24 protein-coding genes are annotated in these 25,247 nt (G+C 38.1%); 12 read left to right on the forward strand and 12 right to left on the reverse strand.

The window, feature by feature from the left end:
* Positions 1-105 precede the first annotated feature (105 nt).
* Positions 106-633: a DinB family protein gene (locus RCG20_RS13630; protein WP_308180675.1), complete on the reverse strand. Its 528-nt coding sequence runs from the start codon at positions 631-633 to the stop codon at positions 106-108.
* Between the two features lie 482 nt (positions 634-1,115).
* Here RCG20_RS13630 and RCG20_RS13635 point away from each other — a divergent pair, with 482 nt between their 5' ends.
* On the forward strand, positions 1,116-3,323 hold the full coding sequence (locus RCG20_RS13635) for a sensor domain-containing protein (RefSeq protein ID WP_308180676.1): 2,208 nt from the start codon (positions 1,116-1,118) through the stop codon (positions 3,321-3,323).
* A 231-nt stretch (positions 3,324-3,554) separates the two neighbouring features.
* Here RCG20_RS13635 and RCG20_RS13640 read toward each other — a convergent pair whose 3' ends face one another.
* Together RCG20_RS13640 and RCG20_RS13645 are read right to left on the reverse strand one after the other, a co-directional pair.
* Positions 3,555-3,944: a YuzC family spore coat inner layer protein gene (locus RCG20_RS13640; protein ID WP_308180677.1), complete on the reverse strand. Its 390-nt coding sequence runs from the start codon at positions 3,942-3,944 to the stop codon at positions 3,555-3,557.
* 75 nt (positions 3,945-4,019) lie between these two features.
* Positions 4,020-4,379 (reverse strand): hypothetical protein, encoded by a 360-nt coding sequence (locus RCG20_RS13645; protein ID WP_308180678.1) that lies wholly within the window; start codon positions 4,377-4,379, stop codon positions 4,020-4,022.
* A 319-nt stretch (positions 4,380-4,698) separates the two neighbouring features.
* Between RCG20_RS13645 and RCG20_RS13650 the strand changes: the two genes are divergently transcribed.
* From RCG20_RS13650 to RCG20_RS13660, 3 genes are all read left to right on the forward strand, one after another.
* A complete protein-coding gene (locus RCG20_RS13650) occupies positions 4,699-5,823 on the forward strand; it encodes an NADH-dependent flavin oxidoreductase (protein ID WP_374120543.1) in 1,125 nt (374 codons plus the stop codon).
* A 194-nt stretch (positions 5,824-6,017) separates the two neighbouring features.
* A complete protein-coding gene (locus tag RCG20_RS13655) occupies positions 6,018-6,248 on the forward strand; it encodes a helix-turn-helix domain-containing protein (protein WP_308180680.1) in 231 nt (76 codons plus the stop codon).
* Positions 6,249-6,265: 17 nt separating this feature from the next.
* Positions 6,266-6,634: a DUF488 domain-containing protein gene (locus tag RCG20_RS13660; RefSeq protein WP_308180681.1), complete on the forward strand. Its 369-nt coding sequence runs from the start codon at positions 6,266-6,268 to the stop codon at positions 6,632-6,634.
* A gap of 85 nt (positions 6,635-6,719) precedes the next feature.
* Here RCG20_RS13660 and RCG20_RS13665 read toward each other — a convergent pair whose 3' ends face one another.
* Entirely contained in the window at positions 6,720-7,367 is a 648-nt protein-coding gene (locus RCG20_RS13665; protein WP_308180682.1) for a PAQR family membrane homeostasis protein TrhA, read from the reverse strand.
* A 139-nt stretch (positions 7,368-7,506) separates the two neighbouring features.
* Here RCG20_RS13665 and RCG20_RS13670 point away from each other — a divergent pair, with 139 nt between their 5' ends.
* The 7 genes from RCG20_RS13670 (at position 7,507) to RCG20_RS13700 (ending at position 12,394) form a co-directional block, all read left to right on the forward strand.
* On the forward strand, positions 7,507-8,088 hold the full coding sequence (locus RCG20_RS13670) for a DUF1836 domain-containing protein (RefSeq protein ID WP_308180683.1): 582 nt from the start codon (positions 7,507-7,509) through the stop codon (positions 8,086-8,088).
* 113 nt (positions 8,089-8,201) lie between these two features.
* Positions 8,202-9,239 (forward strand): aldose epimerase family protein, encoded by a 1,038-nt coding sequence (locus RCG20_RS13675; protein ID WP_308180684.1) that lies wholly within the window; start codon positions 8,202-8,204, stop codon positions 9,237-9,239.
* A gap of 265 nt (positions 9,240-9,504) precedes the next feature.
* The gene (locus RCG20_RS13680; protein ID WP_308180685.1) at positions 9,505-10,371 is read left to right on the forward strand and encodes a hypothetical protein; all 867 of its coding nucleotides are present in this window, start codon (positions 9,505-9,507) and stop codon (positions 10,369-10,371) included.
* 6 nt (positions 10,372-10,377) lie between these two features.
* Entirely contained in the window at positions 10,378-10,857 is a 480-nt protein-coding gene (locus tag RCG20_RS13685) for a flavodoxin domain-containing protein (protein ID WP_308180686.1), read from the forward strand.
* Positions 10,858-10,934: 77 nt separating this feature from the next.
* Complete coding sequence (locus tag RCG20_RS13690) at positions 10,935-11,249, forward strand: DUF3892 domain-containing protein (RefSeq protein ID WP_308180687.1); 315 nt, start codon at positions 10,935-10,937, stop codon at positions 11,247-11,249.
* Positions 11,250-11,644: 395 nt separating this feature from the next.
* Entirely contained in the window at positions 11,645-12,001 is a 357-nt protein-coding gene (locus tag RCG20_RS13695) for a DUF3147 family protein (RefSeq protein WP_308180688.1), read from the forward strand.
* A gap of 18 nt (positions 12,002-12,019) precedes the next feature.
* Positions 12,020-12,394, forward strand: coding sequence for a DUF3147 family protein (locus tag RCG20_RS13700; RefSeq protein WP_308180689.1), 375 nt, complete (start codon positions 12,020-12,022; stop codon positions 12,392-12,394).
* 98 nt (positions 12,395-12,492) lie between these two features.
* Here the strand turns inward: RCG20_RS13700 and leuD are convergent, their stop codons facing one another.
* The 8 genes from leuD to ilvD form a co-directional block, all read right to left on the reverse strand.
* Positions 12,493-13,086, reverse strand: coding sequence for a 3-isopropylmalate dehydratase small subunit (gene leuD / locus RCG20_RS13705; RefSeq protein ID WP_308180690.1), 594 nt, complete (start codon positions 13,084-13,086; stop codon positions 12,493-12,495).
* A gap of 15 nt (positions 13,087-13,101) precedes the next feature.
* A complete protein-coding gene (leuC, locus tag RCG20_RS13710; RefSeq protein WP_308180691.1) occupies positions 13,102-14,523 on the reverse strand; it encodes a 3-isopropylmalate dehydratase large subunit in 1,422 nt (473 codons plus the stop codon).
* Positions 14,524-14,575: 52 nt separating this feature from the next.
* On the reverse strand, positions 14,576-15,682 hold the full coding sequence (gene leuB / locus RCG20_RS13715) for a 3-isopropylmalate dehydrogenase (RefSeq protein ID WP_308180692.1): 1,107 nt from the start codon (positions 15,680-15,682) through the stop codon (positions 14,576-14,578).
* Between the two features lie 48 nt (positions 15,683-15,730).
* On the reverse strand, positions 15,731-17,269 hold the full coding sequence (locus tag RCG20_RS13720; RefSeq protein ID WP_308180693.1) for a 2-isopropylmalate synthase: 1,539 nt from the start codon (positions 17,267-17,269) through the stop codon (positions 15,731-15,733).
* Positions 17,256-18,287, reverse strand: coding sequence for a ketol-acid reductoisomerase (gene ilvC, locus RCG20_RS13725; protein WP_308180694.1), 1,032 nt, complete (start codon positions 18,285-18,287; stop codon positions 17,256-17,258). The genes RCG20_RS13720 and ilvC overlap by 14 nt, the downstream gene beginning before the upstream one ends.
* Before the next feature lie 24 nt (positions 18,288-18,311).
* A complete protein-coding gene (gene ilvN, locus RCG20_RS13730; RefSeq protein WP_308180695.1) occupies positions 18,312-18,833 on the reverse strand; it encodes an acetolactate synthase small subunit in 522 nt (173 codons plus the stop codon).
* Positions 18,830-20,554 (reverse strand): acetolactate synthase large subunit, encoded by a 1,725-nt coding sequence (ilvB, locus tag RCG20_RS13735; protein ID WP_308180696.1) that lies wholly within the window; start codon positions 20,552-20,554, stop codon positions 18,830-18,832. The genes ilvN and ilvB overlap by 4 nt, the downstream gene beginning before the upstream one ends.
* Before the next feature lie 487 nt (positions 20,555-21,041).
* Complete coding sequence (gene ilvD / locus RCG20_RS13740; RefSeq protein ID WP_308180697.1) at positions 21,042-22,709, reverse strand: dihydroxy-acid dehydratase; 1,668 nt, start codon at positions 22,707-22,709, stop codon at positions 21,042-21,044.
* Positions 22,710-24,194: 1,485 nt separating this feature from the next.
* Between ilvD and RCG20_RS13745 the strand changes: the two genes are divergently transcribed.
* The gene (locus RCG20_RS13745) at positions 24,195-25,160 is read left to right on the forward strand and encodes a bile acid:sodium symporter family protein (protein ID WP_308180698.1); all 966 of its coding nucleotides are present in this window, start codon (positions 24,195-24,197) and stop codon (positions 25,158-25,160) included.
* The last annotated feature ends 87 nt before the right edge of the window (positions 25,161-25,247 follow it).

Below are 25,247 nucleotides of genomic sequence, written 5' to 3' on the forward strand. Positions count from 1 at the left end.
CGAGATTGGTCCTTCATAGCCCCGATGAAGGACTTTTTTCATATTGATCAACTGAATTAGGTCCTTCATAGCCTAAAAATAATATGAAATTAATTATTAACTCATCTACGACTTCAAAGCTGCCAAATATCTTTCCTTGATGATTTGACAATGATGTATTTCATGGCCAGTAATCATATATGCAAGAGAGCGGGCTGTAGTTTCATGATTATTTGATAAGCCCTTCCTTCCCCATGATTCTTCAGACATATTCTGAATAAGTGTAATGGTGGCATTTCGTGTAACGGTAAATTCATCAAGAAGATTCTCTAATGTTCTTTGATTAAAATTTGCACCCTTAACATAAATGTTCTCATTAAATCCGAGTAAAGGTGTACTGTCACCACGACCAAAGCGAAGGAGACGAATACTCATAATTCTCTCCGTATCAGTCATATGCCCTAGTACCTCCTTGATACTCCACTTATCAGGAGCATATTGAAAATGACCATTTGATTCGGGAATACTTCGGAAAAGCGAAATGGTCCCCAATAGATTTTCTTGAAGAATCGAGACAATCTCTCCATTAGGAACAAGTTTTATATACCCTTCAAAATAAGCTGGATATTCACCTTCAGTTGGACGATGTAGCATGTTTCCCTCTCCTTTCAAAAAAACAAATATGATAATTATACTTTACATTAAAAAGTATTAAATGAAAAAGTATATGCGAAGTTGTTAATCAATGAACAAGTATTGAAATCGCTAATTGTATTTGGTTTCCAATAAAATTATTAATGGACATAGTAGGAATTCGAGCTACTTTAGTAGAAATCAAATTAATAAAAGATAGTACGTAATCGTATCTAAAATGATGAAATTTTCTTCATTAGCTTCCCCCAGTTATATAGTGTAATAAATATTTACTATTTTGTAAGAGATTGTTTTTTGTATTTTTATATACAAATTTAATAGAATGGTCACCCACCATGATTGTTATTTCTCGCAAGTGGATAGTTTCAAATCCTATGCCATATTATTAAATTGTAATATATGAAAATTTTTGATATTTTTAAATAAGATTAGCAATATGAACAAAGGGGAAAAAGTGAGTATGAAAAATAGGAATTATCATCATGCGTAAGTGGATGCTTATTTTTGGTTTACTTACGATTACAGTGTTAATCGATGAGGTAGGAACAATTATTTTTCCATCTATCAATAAATATAAACTTGCTACAGCTACTGCCTTATTAGCAACAATAGGTTTGCTATTCTTTCTATTTAAAAGTATGGATAAGACGGCAATGGAACTTCGTAAACTTGAGAAAAGGGTCAAAAATGTTTTTGATACCTTAGATGTCGCAATTTGGTCGCATGATTTACGATCGAATACACTCCTTATCACTCCTGGGATTGAAAAATTGTACGGGTATCCGTTAGAAGCGTTTTATCAGGACTTTTTTCTTTGGAAAAAGGTAATACATCCAGAGGATTTACCAGTTTTATCTGAAAGAGAACAGAAATTAAAGACAGGTGAACCGTCTACAAGTGAATATAGGATTATTCGTCCAGGCGGTGAGGTACGTTGGATTCAGGATAGAGGATTCCCAACACTTGATGAACAGGGGAACCTTGTTGATTTTAATAGTGTATTGTTTGATATTACGGATCGTAAAGAAAGTGAAGACCGTTATCGTAGTTTAGTTGAGATGTCTCCTGATTTTGTTGCGGTTATTAATAGTGGGAAAATTGACTATGTTAATGAGGCAGGTTGCAACCTTATGGGTGCAACAGGCCCATCTGATTTGTTGGGACTCCCGGCAACTCAGTTTGCCCCAACAGAAATTATTGAGAATATTAAAAATAGCGAATTACATACAGTAGGTAAAATTGCGGCAACAAGGTATGAACTTCAAATGAAAAAGTTGGATGGTTCATGTATTGATGTTGAATTGTCTACCATGCCGATCCTTTTAGGAGGAAGATTGGCCACACAAGTTGTTGGTAGAGATATTACAAAACGTAAAAAAAATGAAAAGACCATTCAATATATGGCATTCTATGATACTCTCACAGGCATCCCGAATCGAAACATGCTGAAAAAACATCTGAATGAAATACTAGTTCAGCAAAAATCACAAATGGCTGCTGTTCTATTTTTAGATTTGGATCGATTTAAGATTATTAATGACACCAAAGGACATACCACTGGAGATCTTTTATTGCAAAAAGTAGCTAAGAGACTGCAAGGTGCTGTTTCACACGAGGGAATGGTTTCCCGTCAGGGTGGGGATGAATTTATAATCTTGATAGAAAAAACGAATAAGGAAAAAGCAATCTTAGTTGCCCAGAGAATTCTTGATAAATTGTCAGACCCATTTGATCTCAATGATAAGGAATTTTTTATTACTTCAAGTATAGGAATCAGTATCTATCCAACAGATGGTAATGATGAGGAAACGCTAATAAAGAATGCGGGTACAGCAATGTATGTAGCAAAAGGGCGCGGGAAAAATAAGTTTCAGTTCTATTCACCTTTTCAAAATGGAAATTCTGTTCGCAAAATGGAACTAGAAAATGGCTTGCGAAAAGCCATAGAACAGAAACAATTGTTACTTCACTATCAGCCACAAGTGTATCTTGGAACTGGAAAGATTATAGGGGTAGAAGCATTAATCCGCTGGCAACATCCACAGTTTGGATTGATTTCACCATCTGAATTCATTCCATTAGCAGAGGAAACAGGACTTATTATTCCAATTGGAAATTGGGTTCTAAGAAAGGCTTGTGAACAAAATAAGGCATGGCAAAATGCTGGGTTAGCAGCGGTTACTGTAGCTGTTAATGTTTCTGTTCGGCAGCTACAGGATGACCGTTTTGTTGACTCTGTAATAGAAGTTCTTAATCAGGTAGGCTTAAATCCAAAATATCTTGAATTAGAAATTACAGAAAGCATTATGCAAAATATTGAAGAATCAACGATAATTCTGAATCAATTAAAGGAACTTGGAGTTAATTTATCGATCGATGACTTTGGAACAGGTTATTCATCTCTAAATTATTTAAAGCATCTTCCAATCGATAAAATTAAAATTGATAAATCTTTTATCGATGATATCCTTTATCATTCCAATCAGGGGCAAATGGTTAAGACGATTATCGATATGGGTAACCATATGCAATTTTCTGTTGTAGCAGAAGGTATTGAACAAAAAGAACAAGCAGACTTTTTATATCAAAATGCATGTAAGATTGGTCAAGGCTTTTTCTATAGCAAACCACTACCGGTGGATCAGATGGAGAGCTTTTTTAAACAAAAAGCTAATGTTGAAGTCCTTTAAATTATTTTAATGGACAATACGTTATTTAGAATTAATTAAAAGGGTTGGATCTCAAATGAGTTCCAACCCTTTTTTCGTAATATGTGCCTGAAATCAAATGATATTGTTCTCTTATAGTCTATAAAACTGGGTAAAACGAATAAATCTATATTTTTAATACCGCCCTTTAAAGCCTATTAATGTAAATAAAAAGGTAAAAAGGATAAACAATAAAAAATGTTTATCCTTTTCCTAGCTTCCCCACTTCATGGAAATGGTTAATGAGCAACAGCTAATTTGAGTGTATTGATTTGCCTGTGAATGAAGGGTAAATATGACTCCTGATGGGGTATATTCGGTTGACATGGGTACTTTTAATCCAATTGATTTTATTAAACTTTCTACTTTGGCTTTTTTCCCTTGCTGAGCAGCATCCATCATCATATAGGCAAATGTTGAGTCCCCTAGACGATCTAATAATAAACTGGCTTGTTCCATTAAAAAACGATAAGATTTGACGGATTCTTTAAATATTTTTGTATCGACTTTTGGATATGGGGCACGTGGAAGGTCCTGCAATATTGGGAAAGTAGCGTAAGTAGGCAGTGGAGGATATGTTGGATAGATCATGTATTCATACATGTACAAACCTTCTTTCCAGATAACAACCTAAGTTTATAGGTGAATTCCAAGATTGGAGTTTAGAGTGAGTGAACGTTAAAATTCATCTTGTGATGGACTATAAGGAATACTTAGTCTGTTTTCTACTATCCTTAGTCGTTGGTTTAGTTTTTTTAGGTGCCGTGTCTGCTTTTCATTTGTATTATTTAGCCTCAAAATTTCTTGATTAAGCCTGTTAATTTCTCCATTCAAACGATGAATTTCTTGATTTTGTCGGTTTAATTCCTCGTTTAGTCGAGCTAGCTCTTTTCTTTGTTGATCATTCTGCCTTTCGAGAACGTCTACTCTACCTTCAATCCCCTTAGACTTTGGTTTTTGTCTGTTTGGGTCATATTGTTCCGCTTGAATATCATAGGGAAAATATGATTGAGGAATATAATATGGATAAGGATTCATATGGGCTTCTCTCCTTAGAATTTCTATTTGAGGGCTTTTAATCGCTGTCCCTATTTGAGGGTGATGATATTTGGGAAATTCTTTATAAATTATGTAGTTACTTTACGGAGGGGCACGGCATAAACCCAAAGAAAGTAGTTTATAAGGAAATTCTTTAGGGTGGCTAATTCTGTTTTTTCTCTAATTTTAAATATATAATAGAAAGAAATTTGAAAATTGGTATTTTAAAGTATAAGCAAATCTATTTATAATAAGTTCTTTTTAGAAGATAATAAGTTTGGAATTTGCTTTATATGAATAAAAAAGGGGGATTTAAATGATGAATCCAAAATACAGCCCATTATTCGATACATTTGTGTTTCAAAAAGGGGTAAGTTTAAAAAACCGTCTCATTATGGCACCAATGACTAATTTTTCATCAAATCAAGATGGTACGGTGTCGGATGCAGAAGTTCGATACTATGCACGCAGATCTAAGGGAGTTAGCATGGTTGTAACCGCTTGTACATATGTAACTCCTAATGGTAAAGGCTTTCGCGGAGAATTTGCAGGCGATCGCGATGAAATGATTCCAAGCCTAAAAAAACTTGCCTCTGCTATTAAAGCGGAGGGTGCTAAGGCTGTTTTGCAAATTTTCCATGGAGGAAGAGAGTGCCCACCGGAATTGGTACCTAATGGAGAGATTGTTAGTGCGAGTGAGGTTCCATCCGAGCGAAAAGGATCAGCCACTCCAAGAGAGTTGCAAGAAGACGAAATCCAATCAATCATCCGTGCGTTTGGTGAAACAACTCGGAGGGCCATTGAAGCAGGATATGATGGGGTTGAAATACACGGTGCAAACGGATATTTGATCCAACAGTTTTTCTCACCACATTCAAATCGAAGAGAAGACCAATGGGGGGGAACACTAGAAAAACGAATGGCTTTTCCACTCGCAATTGTGGAAGAAGTTCAAAATGTGGTAGCTAAAAATGCGAAACAACCTTTCATTATCGGATACAGATTCTCTCCAGAAGAGCCGGAGACACCAGGAATTACAATGGCAGAAACATTAAAATTAATTCATGCATTAGCTGAAACAAAATTGGATTATCTCCATGTTTCACAGATGGATTTTAAAGCAGAACCAAGAAGGGGTGTTGAGGATCAACGTTCCAGACTTGAAATCATACAGGAACAAGTGGGCAAACGTATTCCTGTTATTGGAGTTGGTTCCATTTTTAACCCAGACGACGCTATCCAAGCATTGAAATCAAATGTTCCATTGATTGCGTTAGGTCGTGAGTTAATTATTGATCCTGATTGGGTAGAAAAAGTAGAGAATGGCAGAGAAACGGAAATTGAAACGAAAATTGATAAAGGAGCCCAAGAACGACTTGTAGTTCCGGATCCTCTATGGCAAGCTATTATTCATTCCCCTGGTTGGTTTCCAGAAGTAGAATAACAGTTATAAAAATTTTTTGAGCGTTAAAGACGTATTGTCTTTGATGCTTTTTCTTTGTGTTGAATGGTCTGAGAAATCGAGAAATAGTTGAGGATATGTTATAATAACAAGGTTTTAATTCAAGACTGTTTTGTCTCCTTTTACCACCTCAATTTTCCAGTTAAGCAAACTATATATAGGGAAGGCTGATTAGTGTGTATCTCACAATAAAAGAAGCTGCAGAATATCTTTCATTACCACAGTCAACAATTGAAAATCTTCTGCGCCAAAAAAAGATTCGTGCCTTGTTTGACGGGGAGCAGTATCTAATTTACAAGGAACAATTTGATACCCACCTAAAGCAAGTAGAAAAGTATAAACATGTTGTAGAGGAATACTTAAACGAACCGATACCAGACGATTTGGATGTAAAAGATGAAGATTAATAAATGAGGCGATCGTCATGACAGACTTATTTTTAAAAAGAATATATGAACCGTATGACGAAACGGACGGATATCGCATTTTAGTGGATAGGCTTTGGCCGAGAGGGATTTCAAAAGACGATGCGAGATTAACGTTTTGGCTTAAGGATGTTGCTCCGAGCAGTGAGCTTAGAAAATGGTTTTGTCATAAACCTGAATTGTTTGCTGAATTTCGACAACATTACTTGGAAGAACTCAAGTCTCAAAATCTAGAGCAAATAATGGAACTGGCGAAAAAAGATCGAGTTACACTATTATATGGCGCGAAGGATCCTGTTTATAACCATGCCATTGTTTTACACGAAGAATTGGTTCGAAGGTTAGCAATGGAAAAATCGGCCGAATAGCTTTAGGCCGATTTTTCTTAACTAAGCAGAAGTGCAACTACGCCTAATCATCGCCCTTAGGGGCTCGCCAATCGGCGAGTTTTCTTTAAATAACAAATAAAAATATACTAAAGAAATGGGCAAGACTTCCTAACAAAATGAAGATATGGAAGATCTCATGGAACCCCATATATTTTGATTTTAAAAATGTAGGTTTTGTCCAGTAAATTACCCCACCAATTGTATAAAAAAGGCCCCCAAGTAATAAAAGGTAGACTCCCATGGCGTTGATTGAACCGAAAAGTGGTGAAACGACGAACATAATCATCCAGCCCATTGCGAGGTAGATCGTGGTTGAAAGCCACCGTGGGCAATTAAACCAAATCAATTTAAAAAGAACACCACAGATAGTAATAACCGTAACGATTGAAAATAAAACCCACCCTGTAACACCTTTCAAACTGATAAGGCAATAAGGAGTATAGGTTCCAGCAATCAAGATGAAAATCATCGAGTGATCGAGGCGTCTAAGAAATGCGATAACCTTCTCTTTCGCCATAACCATATGATAGGTTGCGGATGCAGAATATAGAAGGATCAAACTAATACCGAAAATCATTACGGCTGAAAGGGCAAGTGTTGAATGTGTAGTAGATGAAGCCTTAATGACCATCGCCAGTAATCCAACAAAAGACAAAATAGCTCCAGCTAAATGTGTTAACCCATTAATGGGCTCGCGAATATAATTAGTCAAAAAAATTCCTCCTATTTCAACAAGTGGTTTTTAATACTACATATAATCATACTAATAAAACACGAACTAGTCAATATTTACTGACACCTTTTCATTCAGTATAATAGAGCATATATTATAGGAAGATCGAGGTCAAATAATGGAAAAAGTAAATCAGATTATCGAAGCACTTGGACTAGAAAATAAGTTGTCTTTGGAGGAAATCCCAGCTATTGATTTGTATATGGACCAGGTTATCCAATTATTTGAGAATAAATTTACTGACTTGAAAAGAAATGAAGATGAAAAAGTTCTGACTAAAACAATGATTAATAATTATGCAAAAGGAAAGTTACTATTTCCTATAAAAAATAAAAAATATTCAAAAGAACATCTTATTCTCATTAGCCTCATTTACCAGTTAAAAGGAGCACTTTCCATCAATGACATAAAGGCAACACTAGAGGGAGTTAACGAAAAAGTTGTCATAGGTGATTATCAATTAGATCCTTTTTACACTAGCTATCTAAATCTTACTACTAAAAATATGGAAAATTTTAAAGAAGATGTTCAAAAGAGAGAAAAAGATGTGAACGAAGAAATAAAGGGGATGGATGATCCTCATTCAGAGAAGGTACTTCTGATTGCTTCACTTGTCCATATCAGCAATTTATATAGAAGGGTTGCGGAAAAACTTGTGGATGAAATAATTGAAGAAAAGCCGGTTAAAGGCCATAAATAAAAAGGTTCTTGGTCTTTGAAAAAAAGGATAAGAATTAAACTACCAGTCCAAAATTGATCTAATTCAGCAGTTTAAAGAAAAATGAAGAATGAACATCTTGAGGAGGTACCATAATGAAGATCGTGAAGGCACCATTTGATCATAAAAATGTCTATGAATATACGTTAATTAATGACTTTGGGGTAGAAGTTAGTTGTTTAAATTATGGTTGCATTATAACCAAAATACTTACACCAGATAACTTTGGAAATCTTGAAAATATTGTTCTTCGCTTTGAAAGTATGGGAGAGTATGAGCAAAATCCGCCATTTTTGGGTGCTGTAATCGGACGTGTTGCCGGAAGAATTAAGGGTGCAGAATTTGAACTCGATGGCAAAGCCTATCAATTAGAAAAGAACGAGGGTGAAAATCATCTTCATGGTGGCAATAAAGGGTTTAATACAGTTCTTTGGGATGCAGAATTGATCGAAGGTGGAAGTGAAATCGGTGTTCGTTTTTCTTATACTAGCCCTGATGGAGAAGAGGGATATCCAGGGGTGGTTTCTGTCCATGTGAACTATCTATTATCCAATAATAATGAGCTTTTGATTAAATATGAAGCAGTTACGGATCAAAAAACGTTATTAAATCTAACCAACCATACATATTTTAATTTAAGTGGCAATGCAAAGCGAGATGTATTGGAGCATTCCTTAACACTAGATAGTAATCAATTTCTTGAGTTAAATGAACAATTATTGCCGACTGGTGTTAAGTTAGATGCTGTGAATACTGTTTTTGATTTTCAAAATGGCAGGTTAATTAAGGATGGAACCGTATCAAATCATCCCCAAAACCAATTAGTAGGCAAAGGGTATGACCATCCGTTTCTTTTGAACAGCCATCATACTGGTGAAATAGTGTTATCAGATGAAGTAAGTGGCCGAAAACTAATCGTTGAAACAGATCAACCGAGTGTTGTACTTTATACTGGGAACAGTTTAACGGAAGATGTAACCGTGAATGGCCGCAAGTGTAAAAAACATTTAGGACTATGTTTAGAAACACAAGGTCTGCCTGATGCGATCCATCATCCATCCTTTCCAACAATCATTTTAGATAAAGGTGAGACCTATTCAGCCATAACAAAATATACATTCATCACGGAATAATATTTTTTTAGCTAATAGGAAAGTATAAACTTTTTTCAAAGTTTATACTTTCCTATGTCGCATAAGTGCAACTAGGCTATCGCCGGCGACTTAAGGCTTGTAGCTAGCCAAGTTTTCTTTAAACACTAAGCACCTGCTATCGATAGCAGGTGTTTTTTTGATGAATATTTTGTGAACAGTAAAGGCATTTGATAGGTGTAAAGAACTAATTGGTAAATAAGTAGAATAGGATAACTATGTAATTCTGAGTTGGAGGAGAGTGTTTATGAGGAAACCGATAGGACTTCTTGTATTACTGATCATTGCTTTATCCCTTATTGCGGCGGGGTATGGTGCCTTTTCGAATCAAGGAAATGGGCAATGTGAATTCAAGTCCATATATGGAGAGACCATCACAATATATGGAAAAGGTTTATATAAAAATGACTCAGTAGCAATGGCCTCCCAAGCAATTGCACAGGATTATGTTACCTTGTTTATGGCAATTCCATTATTATTAGCATCATTTTATTTATCTAAAAAAGGGCTTTTAAAGGGCAAGTTACTCCTTACAGGAACGTTAGGCTATTTTTTATACACATATACCTCATACTCCTTTCTCTCAATGTATAACTCTATGTTCCTTATTTATATCATGCTTATGTCCGCGAGCTTCTTTGCATTTCTAATAGCCTTCAAGTCATTCGACCTTCCCAATTTATATTTGTATTTTGATAAAAAGCTACCGGTTACATTTATTGGTGGGTTCTTATTGTTTGTTTCATTTCTTTTCGGAATGATGTGGATTGGAAAGATAATCCCTACTCTTACTCAAAATGTGCCTCCTGTTGGTATTGATCATTATACGACATTAGTAATTCAGGCAATGGACCTTGGCTTTGTAATCCCAGCAGGGATCTGGGCAGGGATTTTATTTTTAAAAAGAAGGCCACTTGGCTACTTACTTGGATCCGTATTAATCGTCAAATTTATTACATTGTTAACTGCTCTTACAGCTATGATCATTAGGCAAATGGTTGCTGGTATTCAGGTGGGTTTTTCAGAAATTTTTATTGTTGTTCTTATCAATCTACTGGTTATCTATTGTTTAGTTTTAATTATGAAAAATAGTAAAGAGCCGGAAAGGAGGTAGGTGCAAGTGAAAACAGTTATTCTCTATGCTACTAAGTATGGAAGTGTTGAACATGCAGTAGAAATCTTAGAATCAAAGCTCGTGGGGAAAGTTCAGCACTTAAATATAATGAAGGAAGATGTCCCAACACTTATTGATTACGATCAAGTGATTATCGGTGGATCCATCTACGTTGGAAAGATCCAAAGAAAGCTTTCAAAGTTTGTTACTAAAAATTTACCATTATTGTTAACGAAACGCATCGGGCTTTTTATATGCGCTGGGGAAAAATTACAGGAGGTAAGGGAAAAAGAACTTGTCGATGCCTTCCCTAATGACCTTTTTAACCATGCGATTTGCAAAGATATTTTTGGTTATGAAATTCATTACGAAAAGCTTAACTTTTTGGAAAAAAAGATGGTGGGGGCAGTGTTAGGACTTAAAGAGGGTTGCTCTGAACTTTCTGAGGAGAAAATTACGGATTTCGCTAAAATAATGTCCAGTTGAGGATTTACTAGTGCACTTACGGTACATATTTTTTAGTAACAAGAAAACACTAAACGTATGTTCTGGAGGTGCTAATTATGGAGACAAAAAATTTTGAACAGATCTACAATCAATATAAACAGCAAAGTGAACAACAGGCTCAAATTGAGGCAACTGATGCGGATACTGGCGGGAAAGAAGAGTTTGTAGCTGTCAGAAAAAATAATGATGGTGATATTATTGCGTTTAAAACAAATACGGGGCGGGAATTGGACTACATTTCTGCGTTAGATGAAGCCAAAGCAGGAAACATCGCCCATATCGATGTCTTTCATAAGTATGGAAGAGATATTATAAGAAGTGAACCCGATGGAATAAAGGAAAACAATTTGGATCGGTTGCCAGGGTTTTGAAATAATGCTGAGTGGGTGAAAATGCCTGCTCAGCATTTTTAGTTAAGCAGAATTTGTATCCATAAATTCTGCTAGCGCATAAGTGCAACTATGCCTCTGCCATCGCCCTTAGAGGCTCGCCGATCGGTGAGTTTTCTTTAGCTAATCAGAATTTATTTTCATAAATTCTGCTAGCGCATAAGTGCAACTTCGCCTCTGTCATCGCCCTTAGGGGCTCGCCAATCGACGAGTTTTCTTTACTATAGACTGTAAGCGCTTTAAAAACCTTAAAGAAATGTTCACAAGCATTTTTGATAATTTGCGGTAAAATGTAGATATCAACATAATGTGAATTAATTCACATACTGTATTTATCATAAAAATGGTACTTAGTATAAAAAAGGAAGCGAAACGTAATGGGTGAAATATCTGTTAGTGCCTTGCTAATTCGATTTTTATTGGGAGGAGCCGCAGTAGTAGTTTCAGCACTTATCGCACGAAAATTAGGTGAAAAGGCAGGAGGGATATTTGCTGCATTTCCAGCTGTTTATCTTGCTGCATTGTTAACGAATGGCCTTGATTTTAGTGGTGGGGACCTAATTACTCATTCTATTTTATTATCAAAGGGAGCTATAATCGGGATGTCTATTAATATTCTCGTTGCAATCCTAGCTGGTTTTCTTTTGCCAAAGGGATGGAAACGTGGTTTAGTAAATTCCATGGTTTGTTGGTTAGTAGTTTCTATGGTAGTTGTTTTTGTTACATCCCACTAAAAAAGAGGTGAGTCAATAATGGATTTACTTTTACGTTTTTTAATAGGTGGAACGGCTGTAATGTTAAGTTACCTAGTGACTGTCCTTTCCCCATGGAAAATACTAGCTGGAATTTTTGCTGCGTTCCCAGCAGTAATGATTACGGCCATATTAATGGTTGGTATTGCTTCTGGTTCAAAAAAAGCTGCAAAAATTGCAAAAGGCTCTGTCTATGGAATGGTGGGAGGCGTCGTTTGTGCTGTTACAGTATTAATTACCCTTCAGATGAGTCAAAATTGGCTATTTAGTATAATAATAGGCTTAGTACTTTGGCTTGGAAGTTCAGTTGTCATTTATTGGTTCAAGGATTTTGTGAAAAATAAACATCTTGCTGTACTTAAAAAATCATCTTAGGAAGAGGGAGCCCAAATGGGGGCTTCCCTTAGGGGCTCGCCAATCGGCGAGTTTTATTTAGAACAGAAAAAAACTGGCATTTAAGCCAGCCTCTTTCCTCATGCCTCTACTAAACGCATTTGTTCAAACTGACTAATTTTATCCTCATAGGTTAATGTAACCCCAATTTCATCCCAGCCGTTGAGTAACATTTCCTTCGAATAGGCGGTAATATCAAAATTCACCTTAAATTCGTTGTCATCATAAACAACTTGCTGTTCAAGATCGACTGTTAAGGTGTATTCATCACATTCTGCTCGTCTAATTAGCTCTTCCGAATGTTCTTCACTCACTTGGATTGCAAGGATTCCATTTTTTACACAGTTATTTTTAAAAATATCTGCATAGCTTGGGGCAATGACGACCTTGAATCCGAAATCCTGAATCGCCCATGGGGCATGTTCACGCGAGGAACCGCAGCCAAAGTTTTCTCCGGCAACAAGGATAGATGCTCCCGCGTATTTAGAGTCATTTAAGCTGAATTCCTTACGTGGATTTCCACCATCATCAAACCGCCAGTGATAGAAAAGAAATTGCCCAAACCCTTGACGTTCAATGCGTTTAAGAAATTGTTTAGGAATAATCTGGTCTGTATCGACATTTGGCCTGTTTAAAGGATAGACAAGACCTTTATGAATTCGAATCGGCTCCATTTTTCAAAAAACCTCCTAGGAATTGACTGTTTGAACTACAAATTGGCGAACATCGACAAAATGACCGGCAACTGCAGCTGCTGCTGCCATTTCTGGACTGACAAGATGGGTTCTGGCCCCGTTTCCTTGACGCCCCTCAAAGTTACGATTGGAAGTGGAGGCACAGCGTTTGCCAGGAGGAATAATATCATCATTCATGGCAAGGCACATACTACATCCTGCATCGCGCCATTCAAATCCTGCTTCTGTAAAAATAACATCTAGGCCTTCTTGTTCTGCAGCCAGTTTAATTGTTTTTGAACCGGGTACAACGATAGCTGTTACAGAAGGGTTTACTTTATGGCCACGAATCACATTTGCTGCTTTTCGCAAGTCACTAAGCCTTGAGTTCGTACAGGATCCAATAAAAACATGATCAATTTTTACAGAAGAGATGGGTTGCCCTGCTTCAAGGCCCATGTAATCTAATGCCCGTTGAATTTCTTCTTTTTCACTTTGCTTAGTTAAATCATCTGGATTTGGTACGAATCCATTAATTGAAACGCCCATGCCTGGATTTGTTCCCCACGTAACTTGTGGCTCGATCTTCGAGGCGTCAATATCAACAGTCAAATCGTAAACTGCATCCTCATCAGAGGCTATGGATTTCCATTTAGCGACCGCCACATCAAATTCTGCTCCAGCTGGTACATGTCTTTTTCCTTTTAAATAGTCAAAAGTGGTTTCATCTGGAGTAATCAGCCCTGCTCTTGCTCCAGCTTCAATTGACATATTACAAACTGTCATCCGTTCTTCCATGGAAAGAGATCGTATCGCTTCACCTGAAAATTCAATAACATAACCAGTACCAAAATTAACACCATACTTTGCGATGATAAAAAGAATTAGATCCTTGGCAGTGACACCAACACCAAGTTTGCCATTAATTTTTACGTTAAGCGTTTTGGGGGGAGATTGCCAAAGTGTTTGAGTGGCAAGGACATGCTCCACCTCACTTGTGCCAATCCCAAATGCTAATGCACCAAATGCTCCATGTGTTGAGGTATGGCTATCACCACAAACAATTGTTTTTCCCGGTTGGGTGAGGCCTAGTTCTGGGCCAATCACATGGACAATCCCATTATCGGGGTGGTGAATATCAGCAAGGGTTACACCAAATTCAGCACAGTTATTTTTCAGGGTATCCATTTGTGTTTTAGAGACCAAATCTTTGATCACATGACGGTCACGAGTTGGAACATTATGATCCATTGTTGCAAATGTACGATTCGGCTGGCGCACTTTTCGTTCATTCATCCGCAAGCCTTCAAATGCTTGGGGTGAGGTCACTTCGTGGACAAGGTGCAAATCAATATAAAGTAAATCTGGTTTTCCTTCTTCTTGGTGAACGACATGCTGTTCCCAAATTTTTTCGATAATATTTTTTGGTCTTTGCATAGTTCCCTTCCTCACGTTGGTAGATTTATATAATCATATCGAGGTATTAATGTTAAGCATAGCAGTCACAAATACACTTTGCTGCATCTTGTGATTGGATATAATCAACAATCAGCTTGGTCATCTCTGCTGTATCTACTAAGCAACTATTATTAATTTGAAGGTCCTCAGTATGATATCCTGCATCAAGTACTGATTGAACGGCATCTTCAATCAGTATAGCTTCGGTATCAAGTCCAAATGAATGACGTAACATCATGGCAGTTGATAAGATCATTGCGATTGGGTTCGCAATTCCTTTACCAGCAATGTCAGGTGCAGAGCCATGAACAGGTTCATAAAGGCCAACTCCATCTTCCCGGAGACTTGCCGAAGGAAGCATTCCGAGCGAGCCGGTTAAAACGGATGCCTCATCGCTTAAAATATCTCCAAACATATTTTCTGTTACGATTACATCAAATTGAGTAGGGTTAGTAATCAATTTCATAGCAGTAGAATCTACTAAAGAATGCACTACTGTAACATCTGGGTATTGAACTTTTTTCTCTTCGACAATTTCCCTCCACAGCTTGCTGGACTCAAGCACGTTTGCTTTATCGACAGAAGTGAGATGGCCGCGCCTTTTTTGTGCAGATTGAAAGCCTTTGTCTACAATTCTTTCAATTTCTCTGCGTGTATAGGCAAGGGTATCAACGGCAGATTGGCCAGCATCTCTACGTTCACTTGGTGTTCCGAAATAAAGGCCACCGGTGAGCTCTCTTACGATAAGAAGATCACTTCCACTCACAACCTCTTCCTTTAATGGAGATGCATGGAGTAAGTTTTTATATCCCTTTATGGGTCTTAAATTAGCAAATAGGTCAAGTGCTTTTCGGATACCAAGTAATCCTCGTTCCGGACGCAAATGGGAGGGATTGTTATCCCACTTTGGTCCTCCAACTGCTCCAAGTAAAATAGCATCAGCTTTTTTGCATGCCTCAACCGTAGCATCAGGAAGGGGAGTGCCATGGAGGTCAATGGCAATACCACCAATATCATGTGACTCGAAGCTAAAAGAGTGATTGAATTCATCAGCAATCGCAAAAAGTACGGCCTGTGCAGAATTAATAACTTCCTTCCCAATTCCATCACCTGGAAGTAAGACAATTTTCTTTTTCATTGAAAAGCCCTCCTAAAGAATTATGCCTTGCGGTTGCTTTCTCTATCTTTATATCATGGCTGTTTGAATTGCTTTATTATTAAAAAACACTCGATTCACTGCGTTCAAAAAAGCTTTTGCAGATGCTTCCAACACATCCTGTGAAGAGCCACGCCCACTTACAGCAGTTCCATTGACCGTCATTTTGACATGGGTCTCGGCTAACGCATCCCGCCCTTGCCCAATTGATTGTAAGTTAAAACTTGTAAGATGGATTTCTTCCTTAATAAGAGCCTCTAATGTGTTATAAAGAGCCTCAACGCTTCCCTTGCCGGTACGAGCAGTTTCTACTCGGATACCCTCCGGGGTAGTTAAAGCAACGGTTGCAGTAGGCAAATTAGCTGAACCATATTGGACTTGAAAGGCCTGCAACTCATATTTTTTTATATCTAAAAGGGTTGTTTGGATATCAGTTAAAATTGTGAATAAATCCTCATCAGTAACTTCCTTCTTTTTATCTGTAAGTTGTTTAAAAGTATTGAAGGCTTCGAGGAGCTGAGCGTCAGACAATTTAAATCCTAGATCTTCAATTTTATCTTTAAATGCATGGCGGCCAGAATGTTTTCCAAGTACTAAATGATTGGACTTAAAGCCTACCAACTCTGGTGAGATAATTTCATAGGTAGATGCGTTTTTCAACACACCATCCTGGTGAATACCTGATTCGTGTGCAAATGCATTTTTGCCAACAATCGCTTTATTTGGTGCAATTGACATACCTGTAAACCTGCTGACAAGATCGCTTGTACGTTTGATTTCTTTTAAAGCAAGATTGGTCGTGTAAGGAAATTTATCTTTCCTGATAGTAAGAGAAACAGCAAATTCTTCTAAAGCAGCATTTCCAGCACGTTCGCCAATCCCATTGATGGTTCCTTCAATTTGAGTAGCACCATTTTCAATGGCTGCAAGTGTGTTGGCAACTGCTAACCCTAAATCATCATGACAATGTGCTGACAAAACGACTTTATGAATATTAGGAACGGTTTCTTTAATGTAGCGGAAGAGATAACCATATTCTTCAGGTGTAGAATATCCAACTGTATCCGGAAGATTGATCACAGTTGCTCCGGCATCAATTACTTTTTCAATGATTTTTGCCAAAAAAGGAAGATCTGATCGTGTTGCATCTTCTGCTGACCATTCAATATGTGGAAATCTGTTTCTAGCATATGAAACCATATCAACTGCTAATTGGGTTACTTCCTCTGGTGACTTCCTAAGTTTATAGGTCATATGGATAGGGGAGGTAGCCAGAAAAATATGTAACCGCGGTTCCAGACCTTCTTTTAGTGCATCCCATGCAATATCAATGTCTGATTTTGTTGCTCTTGCAAGTCCTGTAACGGAAACATTTTTAATCGTACGGGCAATAGCTCTAACCGATTCGAAATCCCCTTGGGAGGAAGCCGGGAATCCAGCCTCCATGATATCCACTCCAAATCGTTCCAGTTGTCTAGCAATCTCTACCTTTTCAAGCTGATTTAAATTTACGCCAGGGGACTGTTCACCGTCGCGAAGTGTCGTATCAAAAATGTTAATGTGAACCATTAATCACCACTTCCTTCTTCACATTTACTGGTTTTTTGATAAAAGGCATTAATTCACGAAGCTCACGGCCAACAACTTCGATTGGATGATTATTCTCACTACGATTAATCGCGTTAAATTGTGGACGGTTTGCTTGATTTTCAAGGATCCAGCCTTTTGCAAATACACCTGTTTGGATATCTTTCAAGACTTCTTTCATGCGTGCTTTTGTTTCTTCATTCACAACGCGTGGACCGGAAACGAAATCCCCCCACTGAGCAGTGTCAGAAATGGAATAGCGCATGTTTTCAAATCCTCCTTCGTAAAGAAGGTCAACAATTAATTTCATTTCGTGTAAACACTCGAAGTAAGCAACTTCAGGCTGATAGCCTGCTTCTGTTAAAGTTTCAAATCCTGCTTTAATAAGGCTAGTTACGCCACCACATAAAACAGCTTGTTCTCCAAATAGATCAGTTTCCGTTTCTTCTTGGAAACTAGTCTCAAGAATACCGGCACGACCAGCACCAATTCCTTTTGCATATGCAAGGGCAAGGGATTTTGCTTGACCAGTATAATCTTGGTGAATGCCATAAAGTGCAGGGACCCCACCACCTTCTGTATAAGTACGGCGAACAAGATGCCCAGGTCCTTTAGGGGCAACAAGAAATACATCAACATCACTTGGCGGAACAATTTGATTAAAGTGAACATTAAAGCCATGAGCAAAAACAAGCGCATTACCAGGCTGCAAGTTATTTTTAATGCTTTCTTCATAAACCTTTGGCTGAAGTTCATCCGGAGTAAGGATCATGATAACATCAGCAACAGCTGTTGCCTCTGCAACAGAGCGAACATCGACTCCGTCTTCAACTGCCTTATCCCATGACTTCCCTTTTCTTAAACCAACAACAACGTCAAATCCACTTTCTTGTAAATTGAGGGCGTGTGCATGCCCTTGTGAGCCATACCCAATTACTGCTACCTTTTTTGATTTTAAAACCTCTACTTGAATATCACTGTTATAAAGTACCTTTGCCATCTTTGATCATCCCTTCAGTAAAGTTTATTTTATTTGAGAGTAAGAAGTTAACTCGGTAACTTGTGGTTGGTGTCCGCGTAAAAATGCAGTTAATCCCGTTCTTGCTAGCTCTTTAATCCCATATGGTTTGAGCAAATCAATCATTGCATCTATTTTTTCTGGTTTTCCAGTGATCTGGACTGCTAAACTATCCTTACTAACATCGATAATTGTTGCGCGAAAGGGATCGATAATCCCATTAATTTCACTGCGAAGCTGGCTACTACTGGCAACTTTTATCAAAGCAAGCTCGCGGGCAACAATTGCTTTATCGGTAATATCTGAAACTTTTAAAACATCAATTTGCTTGTTTAATTGTTTTGTTACTTGTTCGAGTCGTTGCTCGTCTTCAACGTCAACTACTAGAGTCATTTTTGAGATTCCATCGATTTCTGAAGGTCCTACAGAAATGCTTTCGATATTAAATTGCCGTCTTTGTAATAGACCGGTGACACGATTTAGAACACCGCTTCGATCTTGGACAGTTGCTGTTATGATTCGTTTCATGGTTTCACTCCAATCATTTCATGTAGCCCTTTTCCGGGGGCAACCATCGGGTAGACATTTTCTAAAGGAAGAACGCGACAATCCATAAGAATTGGACCGTCGTAGGCAAAAAATTCAGGAAGGGTTGTAATAAGATCTTCCATATTATCAATTTTCAAGCCTCTGATATTATAGCTTTCTGCTAGTTTGACAAAGTCTGGTTGTGAAGGTAACAAGGATTCAGAGAAGCGCTTCTCATAAAAGACTTCCTGCCACTGACGAACCATTCCGAGAGCGCCATTATTAACAATAATTACTTTGATAGGTAACTGTCTTTCTTGGATAACTCCAAGCTCTTGAAGTGTCATTTGGAAGCCGCCATCACCGACGATTGCAACAACAGAGCGATCTGGAGCTGCTAATTGGGCGCCAATTGCTGCTGGGAATCCAAATCCCATTGTTCCAAGACCCCCTGAAGTGACCCAATTATTTGGATTCTTGAAGGAATAGTATTGGGCTGCCCACATTTGATGCTGTCCTACGTCAGTTGTAACGATTGCATCACCTTTTGTTACCTTATGAATTGCTTCTATCAGCCACTGTGGAGAAATTTCTCGACCACTATTCTTATACCAGAGTGGATACTCCTTCATATATTTAGTAAGAGTAGTAAGCCATTCTTGGTGATCTGGTGATTCTAGTGTTTGTGAATTCAGTTCGGTTAGTGCTTCTTTTGCATCTGCAACAATTGGGATATGGGTTTCAATGTTTTTGCCAATCTCAGCAGGATCAATATCGATATGGGATACCTTTGCATTTGGTGCAAAATGGGTAAGGCTACCTGTTAAACGATCATCGAAACGAGCACCTATGTTGATGAGTAAGTCACTTTCATACAAGGCCATATTTGCTGTATAAGTTCCGTGCATCCCGGCCATTCCTAAGAAGAGAGGGCTATCACCAGGAAAGCTTCCTAATCCTAATAGAGTTGTTGCTACAGGAAGATTGTGTTTTACTGCAAATGCTGTTAATTCTCTTGAAGCCTTTCCGTGAAGGACACCGGCTCCAGCGAGGATGACGGGTTTTTTCGACTTTGTTAGGGCTTCAGCAAGCTTCTTAATTTGTAGTGGATTTGGCTTTGTAGTTGGCTGGTACCCAGGTAAATGCACCTTTCCTTTCTTTGGTTCTTCATAATAAGTTCCTTGTGAAATATCCTTTGGTACATCAACCACAACAGGGCCAGGACGACCGGTGGAAGCAATATGGAAAGCTTCTTTAATGATCCTTGGCAGGTCAGATATTGATTGCACCTGATAATTGTGCTTTGTAATCGGAGTCGTGATTGCCATGATATCTGCTTCCTGGAAGGCATCGGTTCCAATTACATTCCGTGACACCTGCCCGGTAAAAATTACGAGGGGCAAAGAATCCATCATGGCATCTGTGATACCTGTAACAAGGTTGGTAGCACCTGGGCCTGAAGTAGCAATGACAACTCCTGGTTTTCCCGTAATTCGAGCATATCCTTCCGCAGCATGGATAGAACCTTGCTCGTGGCGGAAGAGGATGTGCTTAATTGATCCTTGAGCTTTATAGATGGCATCGTAGATGGGTAGGACAGCGCCACCAGGATATCCAAATAAAGTATCAACCCCTTCATTTATTAGTAAATCAATGAGAAGGTCTGCCCCTGTTTTTGGCTCCGTAATGGTTTGAAACTCCAATTTTGCTTCTACTTTCACGTCTTGTTCCCTCCTTAAAAATATTGGAATATTTTAAAAATTCGATGTAGAGAATAGCTAAGTTGTTTAGAGATCAATCTGGATTTGTATAGAAATATGAAAAAGACCCTTTCATATCCGAATAAACTGCAATTAAAAGCAGGATAATCGGGGAGAAAAGGCCTTTGCTTTTCACGGTACCACCCGGTCTTGCAGCATCTTTACAAATACTGCCTCATGAAGCGTAAAAACGCTTCTTTTGATAACAGGTATTCATTCGAACACCTGATTGAGCCTAATTAGAGGAGATCCGTTCAGCTCAACACTCAGGGATGATGTCAGAATAAGTTGTAATACCGGGCTTCCAGCAACCCCGGCTCTCTGTGAATACAATCTCTTACTCTTTTATTCCCGTCAACGATTTAGTTATTCTAAATTTATATCTTTTAGTTTCATTCCATAAGGAGTAGTCCTTCCCATTTTTAGCTAAACGGGCGCTTCTACTTTTCTATATTTTCATTACTCCGCCAGTATTGGCGCTTGTTACAAGCTTTGCATATTTTGCGAGATATCCAGATTTAATTTTAGGTTCAGGTTTTTTCCAAGACTTCTGCCGATCCGCTAAAATCTCTGGATCAACCAGTAGTTCAATAGAACGTGTTTCTAAGTCAATTAGGATAGGGTCACCATTGTGAACGAAAGCAATCGGCCCGCCCTCAGCTGCTTCTGGCGAAATATGGCCTACTGATATACCCCGACTTGCACCAGAAAAACGTCCGTCGGTAATTAAAGCAACTTCTTTATCCAAGCCACGCCCAGCAATAGCAGAGGTAGGGGCTAGCATTTCAGGCATTCCAGGTCCGCCTTTTGGTCCTTCGTAGCGGATTACTACTACATGCCCTGATTGAACTGTTCCATTGTCAATCCCTTCTTGAGCCTCATCCTGGGATTCAAAAACGATAGCTTCTCCTAGGAATTTTTTAATTGAAGGGTCGACGGCCCCGACCTTGATGACCCCGCCACTCGGGGCAATGTTACCAAAGAGAATTGATAGACCACCAACAGGGCTATAGGGATTCTCTTTTGGTCGAATGACATTTTCATCAAATATTTTAGCGTCCTTAACATTTTCTTCAACTGTTTTCCCAGTTATCGTGATGCAATCTTTATTAATTAGACCATCAATGGAGCAAAGTTCGTTAATAATGGAACTTACACCTCCAGCACGATGGACATCCTCCATAGAGTATTCCGATGCTGGGCTAATTTTTGCTAAATATGGAACTTTATCAGCAATTCGATTTATTTCCTGTAGATCGTATTCGATTCCGGCTTCATGTGCGATAGCTAATGTATGTAGGACTGTATTTGTTGAACCACCCATCGCCATATCAAGGGCAAAAGCATTATCAAATGCTTCTTTTGTTAAGATGTCGCGTGGCTTAATATCTTTTTGGATTAAGTCCATTAAATGTTTTGCTGCCTGGCGAATAAGTTCGTGCCTTTCCTCGGAGGTAGCTATAATAGTGCCGTTATTTGGAACAGTCATTCCTAACATTTCCATTAAACAGTTCATGGAGTTTGCTGTAAACATTCCTGAGCAGGACCCACAAGTAGGGCAGGCTAACGTTTCAAGCTCGAGCAATTCATTTTCATTAATTGTCCCCTGATTAAAGGCTCCAACACCTTCAAAAACGGATTGAAGGGAAAGATTTTTTCCACTTGAAGAAGTTCCTGCTTCCATTGGACCACCGGAGACAAAGACAGATGGAACGTTGGTCCTTGCTGCGGCCATAAGCATACCTGGTGTAATTTTGTCACAGTTTGGAATGTAGAAAACTCCATCAAACCAGTGAGCATTAATAACGGTTTCGGCACTATCAGCAATAATTTCACGACTAGGGAGGGAATATCGCATTCCAATATGTCCCATAGCTATTCCATCATCAACACCAATTGTGTTGAATTCAAAAGGAATACCACCTGCTTCACGAATTGCTTCTTTAACGATTTGTCCGAAATGATTAAGGTGCTTGTGTCCTGGGATAATATCGATATATGAGTTGCAAACACCGATGAAAGGTTTTTCAAGGTCACTTGTTTTTACCCCTGTTGCATATAATAGGCTACGATGAGGGGCCCGATCGTATCCTTTTTTAATCATGTCGCTTCGCATGGGCTTCCTCCAAAAGAGAATTAAATTAAAAGAAAATTTGTAAAAGTTTTATTTGTCGATAATCATACAACCATTCATTTGCAGGGTCAATGATAATATCTGACTATTCAAAACAATCAAAATAAATGATAGCGTTTACAATGTTGTCATATTAAGGAAAAATAAGAGTAAAAAATTTTTTTATTTTAATGGAAAAATAAGGCGAGTTAAAATCTTTTAAGTAGTTCCATTTTTGTGGGTAAACATTTCAAATAGACTAGGAATTAGCATATCAATTAACATATATAGGGGGGCAAAGAAAAAGCCTTCATGTAACGTTCTTTGAAACTTGTCTGTTGATTTCCGCTTCAGGTGCTCGCTTTCCGGGGGGCGTTCGCCGAGCCTCCTCGTCGCAAGCTCCTGCGGGGTCTCGCCTGTAACGCTAATCCCCCAGGAGTCTCGCACCTTTCACTCCAATCAACAGAGTGTCAAAATCAATAGTTCGCTTTAACATAGTAAATGAAAAAAAGGTGAAATACTTCATTATTTGAGGGTATTGTCGTTCATTAAGCCCATGAACGACCAAAATCCGTCGGGCATCATCAAAAAGGTCGTTCATCAAGGTTATGAACGACCAAAAGTGATTGGGCATCATCAAAAAGTTCGTTCATCAAGGTTATGAACGACCAAAAGTGATTGGGCATCATCAAAAAGTTCGTTCATCAAGGTTATGAACGACCAAAAGTGATTGGGCATCATCAAAAAGGTCGTTCATCAAGGTTATGAACGACCAAAAGTGATTGGGCATCATCAAAAAGGTCGTTCATCAAGGTTATGAACGACCAAAAGTGATTGGGCATCATCAAAAAGGTCGTTCATCAAGGTTATGAACGACCAAAAGTGATTGGGCATCATCAAAAAGGTCGTTCATCAAGGTTATGAACGACCAAAAGTGATTGGGCATCATCAAAAAGGTCGTTCATCAAGGTTATGAACGACCAAAAGTGATTGGGCATCCAAAAAGTTCGTTCATCAAGGTTATGAACGAACGACCAAAAGTGATTGGGCATCATCAAAAGGGGCGTTCATCAGGGTCATGAACAGCCAAATGTGACCGAGCATAATCAAAAAGGTCGTTCAAGATTATGAACGACTTAAATTAGTCGAGCACCATATGAAAAACCGGGCATAGCCCGGCCCTCTACTTTGTTTAGTGAATATCCGATAGTTTTACTTAATGCCATGAACTTTCGTATATGAAGGACTTTTTAGTTCCCTCGAAATAACCCAAGCATTTTTCCATGTTAAATAATATGCTAATTCAGTTGTGATTTGGAAAGTTATTTGAGTTTTTCTCCATGTTATCTGAACTACTTAAAAATTTTTTTCAAAACTTATATTTTGTTTCTTAACTTGTTGTAGGAATGTGCTATTCTTTGAGATGAAGTTATTTAATAGGACTACAGGAAATTCAAATACTAATTGTCCATGCTGGGGAGAAAAAGAATGTTAGTAAAGATTAATCGTCAACTCGAAAAAATGATGCCGTTTATAACTCCCGTTAGCGTTGTAATCGGGGTGTTATTAGCATCTTACTTAAAAAATTATTCATTTTTGATTCCATGGATATTTGCCTTTATGACATTTTCGGGAAGCCTGGGCTCTAATTTCAAATCGTTAAAAGAGGCGATAGTTCATCCATTTCCGATAATTGTTACACTATGTTTATTACACATTGTAATGCCGTTATGGGCATGGGGGATTGGTCATCTTACTTTTAATGGTGATGTATACACCATTTCAGGGATAATCATGGCAATGGTGATCCCGACTGGTATTACGAGCTTTATATGGGTTTCCATCTACAAAGGAAATATCCCAATGACTCTTTCGATTATTCTAATTGATACATTATTATCACCGTTTATTGTGCCATTTTCACTTTCGGTGTTTATCGGTCAAAAAGTAGATATGGATGTTTTGGGTATTATGAAAGGCTTATTAGGAATGATCGTTATCCCCTCGCTGTTTGGAATGGTTTTAAATCACTTAACTAAAGGTAAAGTCAAGCACACGTTGGGATTGCGTTTAGCCCCCATTTCTAAAATTTGCCTAGGATTTGTTGTAATGCTAAATGGAGCAGTCGTGGCTCCCTATTTACGACATGTAAGTTTGAAACTTGTTGGAATTACCTTAGTTGTCTTTTTTATTGCAATGTCAGGATATTTACTGTCTTTTTTTGTAGGAAAAATAATGAAGAGCAATCAAGAAACGATTATCACTTTAACATTTACAGGTGGAATGAGAAACATTAGTGCGGGGGCTGTATTAGCCGTCTCCTATTTCCCGGCATCTGTTGCAGTACCTGTCGTTGTTGGGATGCTTTTTCAACAAATTCTTGCATCATTCAATGGATACTTCCTTGACCAATATTTTAATCGGCGTGTTCAAAAGCAGGGTATTTCTGTTTAAAAATAGGGGAAATTGTAAATATATATATAACATGTTCCAAATTTCGAGGTATTTCCCGGAAAATTGTCGGTATTTATCGTAAAAAAG

Source organism: Neobacillus sp. PS3-40 (assembly GCF_030915485.1).
Taxonomy (GTDB): domain Bacteria; phylum Bacillota; class Bacilli; order Bacillales; family Cytobacillaceae; genus JAUZPL01.

Bases quoted from the DNA above. Each gene is read 5' to 3' on its own strand.
- leuD (WP_308180690.1), bottom strand. From the start codon at position 13,086: ATGGAGCCGATTCGAATTCATAAAGGTCTTGTCTATCCTTTAAACAGG.
- RCG20_RS13680 (WP_308180685.1), top strand. From the start codon at position 9,505: ATGAGGAAACCGATAGGACTTCTTGTATTACTGATCATTGCTTTATCC.
- RCG20_RS13670 (WP_308180683.1), top strand. From the start codon at position 7,507: ATGGAAAAAGTAAATCAGATTATCGAAGCACTTGGACTAGAAAATAAG.
- RCG20_RS13635 (WP_308180676.1), top strand. From the start codon at position 1,116: ATGCGTAAGTGGATGCTTATTTTTGGTTTACTTACGATTACAGTGTTA.
- ilvC (WP_308180694.1), bottom strand. From the start codon at position 18,287: ATGGCAAAGGTACTTTATAACAGTGATATTCAAGTAGAGGTTTTAAAA.
- RCG20_RS13645 (WP_308180678.1), bottom strand. From the start codon at position 4,379: ATGAATCCTTATCCATATTATATTCCTCAATCATATTTTCCCTATGAT.
- RCG20_RS13690 (WP_308180687.1), top strand. From the start codon at position 10,935: ATGGAGACAAAAAATTTTGAACAGATCTACAATCAATATAAACAGCAA.
- leuC (WP_308180691.1), bottom strand. From the start codon at position 14,523: ATGCAAAGACCAAAAAATATTATCGAAAAAATTTGGGAACAGCATGTC.
- RCG20_RS13660 (WP_308180681.1), top strand. From the start codon at position 6,266: ATGACAGACTTATTTTTAAAAAGAATATATGAACCGTATGACGAAACG.
- RCG20_RS13695 (WP_308180688.1), top strand. From the start codon at position 11,645: ATGGGTGAAATATCTGTTAGTGCCTTGCTAATTCGATTTTTATTGGGA.
- RCG20_RS13675 (WP_308180684.1), top strand. From the start codon at position 8,202: ATGAAGATCGTGAAGGCACCATTTGATCATAAAAATGTCTATGAATAT.
- ilvD (WP_308180697.1), bottom strand. From the start codon at position 22,709: ATGCGAAGCGACATGATTAAAAAAGGATACGATCGGGCCCCTCATCGT.
- RCG20_RS13700 (WP_308180689.1), top strand. From the start codon at position 12,020: ATGGATTTACTTTTACGTTTTTTAATAGGTGGAACGGCTGTAATGTTA.
- RCG20_RS13640 (WP_308180677.1), bottom strand. From the start codon at position 3,944: ATGTATGAATACATGATCTATCCAACATATCCTCCACTGCCTACTTAC.
- RCG20_RS13650 (WP_374120543.1), top strand. From the start codon at position 4,699: ATGAATCCAAAATACAGCCCATTATTCGATACATTTGTGTTTCAAAAA.
- RCG20_RS13745 (WP_308180698.1), top strand. From the start codon at position 24,195: ATGTTAGTAAAGATTAATCGTCAACTCGAAAAAATGATGCCGTTTATA.
- RCG20_RS13720 (WP_308180693.1), bottom strand. From the start codon at position 17,269: ATGGTTCACATTAACATTTTTGATACGACACTTCGCGACGGTGAACAG.
- ilvN (WP_308180695.1), bottom strand. From the start codon at position 18,833: ATGAAACGAATCATAACAGCAACTGTCCAAGATCGAAGCGGTGTTCTA.
- leuB (WP_308180692.1), bottom strand. From the start codon at position 15,682: ATGAAAAAGAAAATTGTCTTACTTCCAGGTGATGGAATTGGGAAGGAA.
- RCG20_RS13630 (WP_308180675.1), bottom strand. From the start codon at position 633: ATGCTACATCGTCCAACTGAAGGTGAATATCCAGCTTATTTTGAAGGG.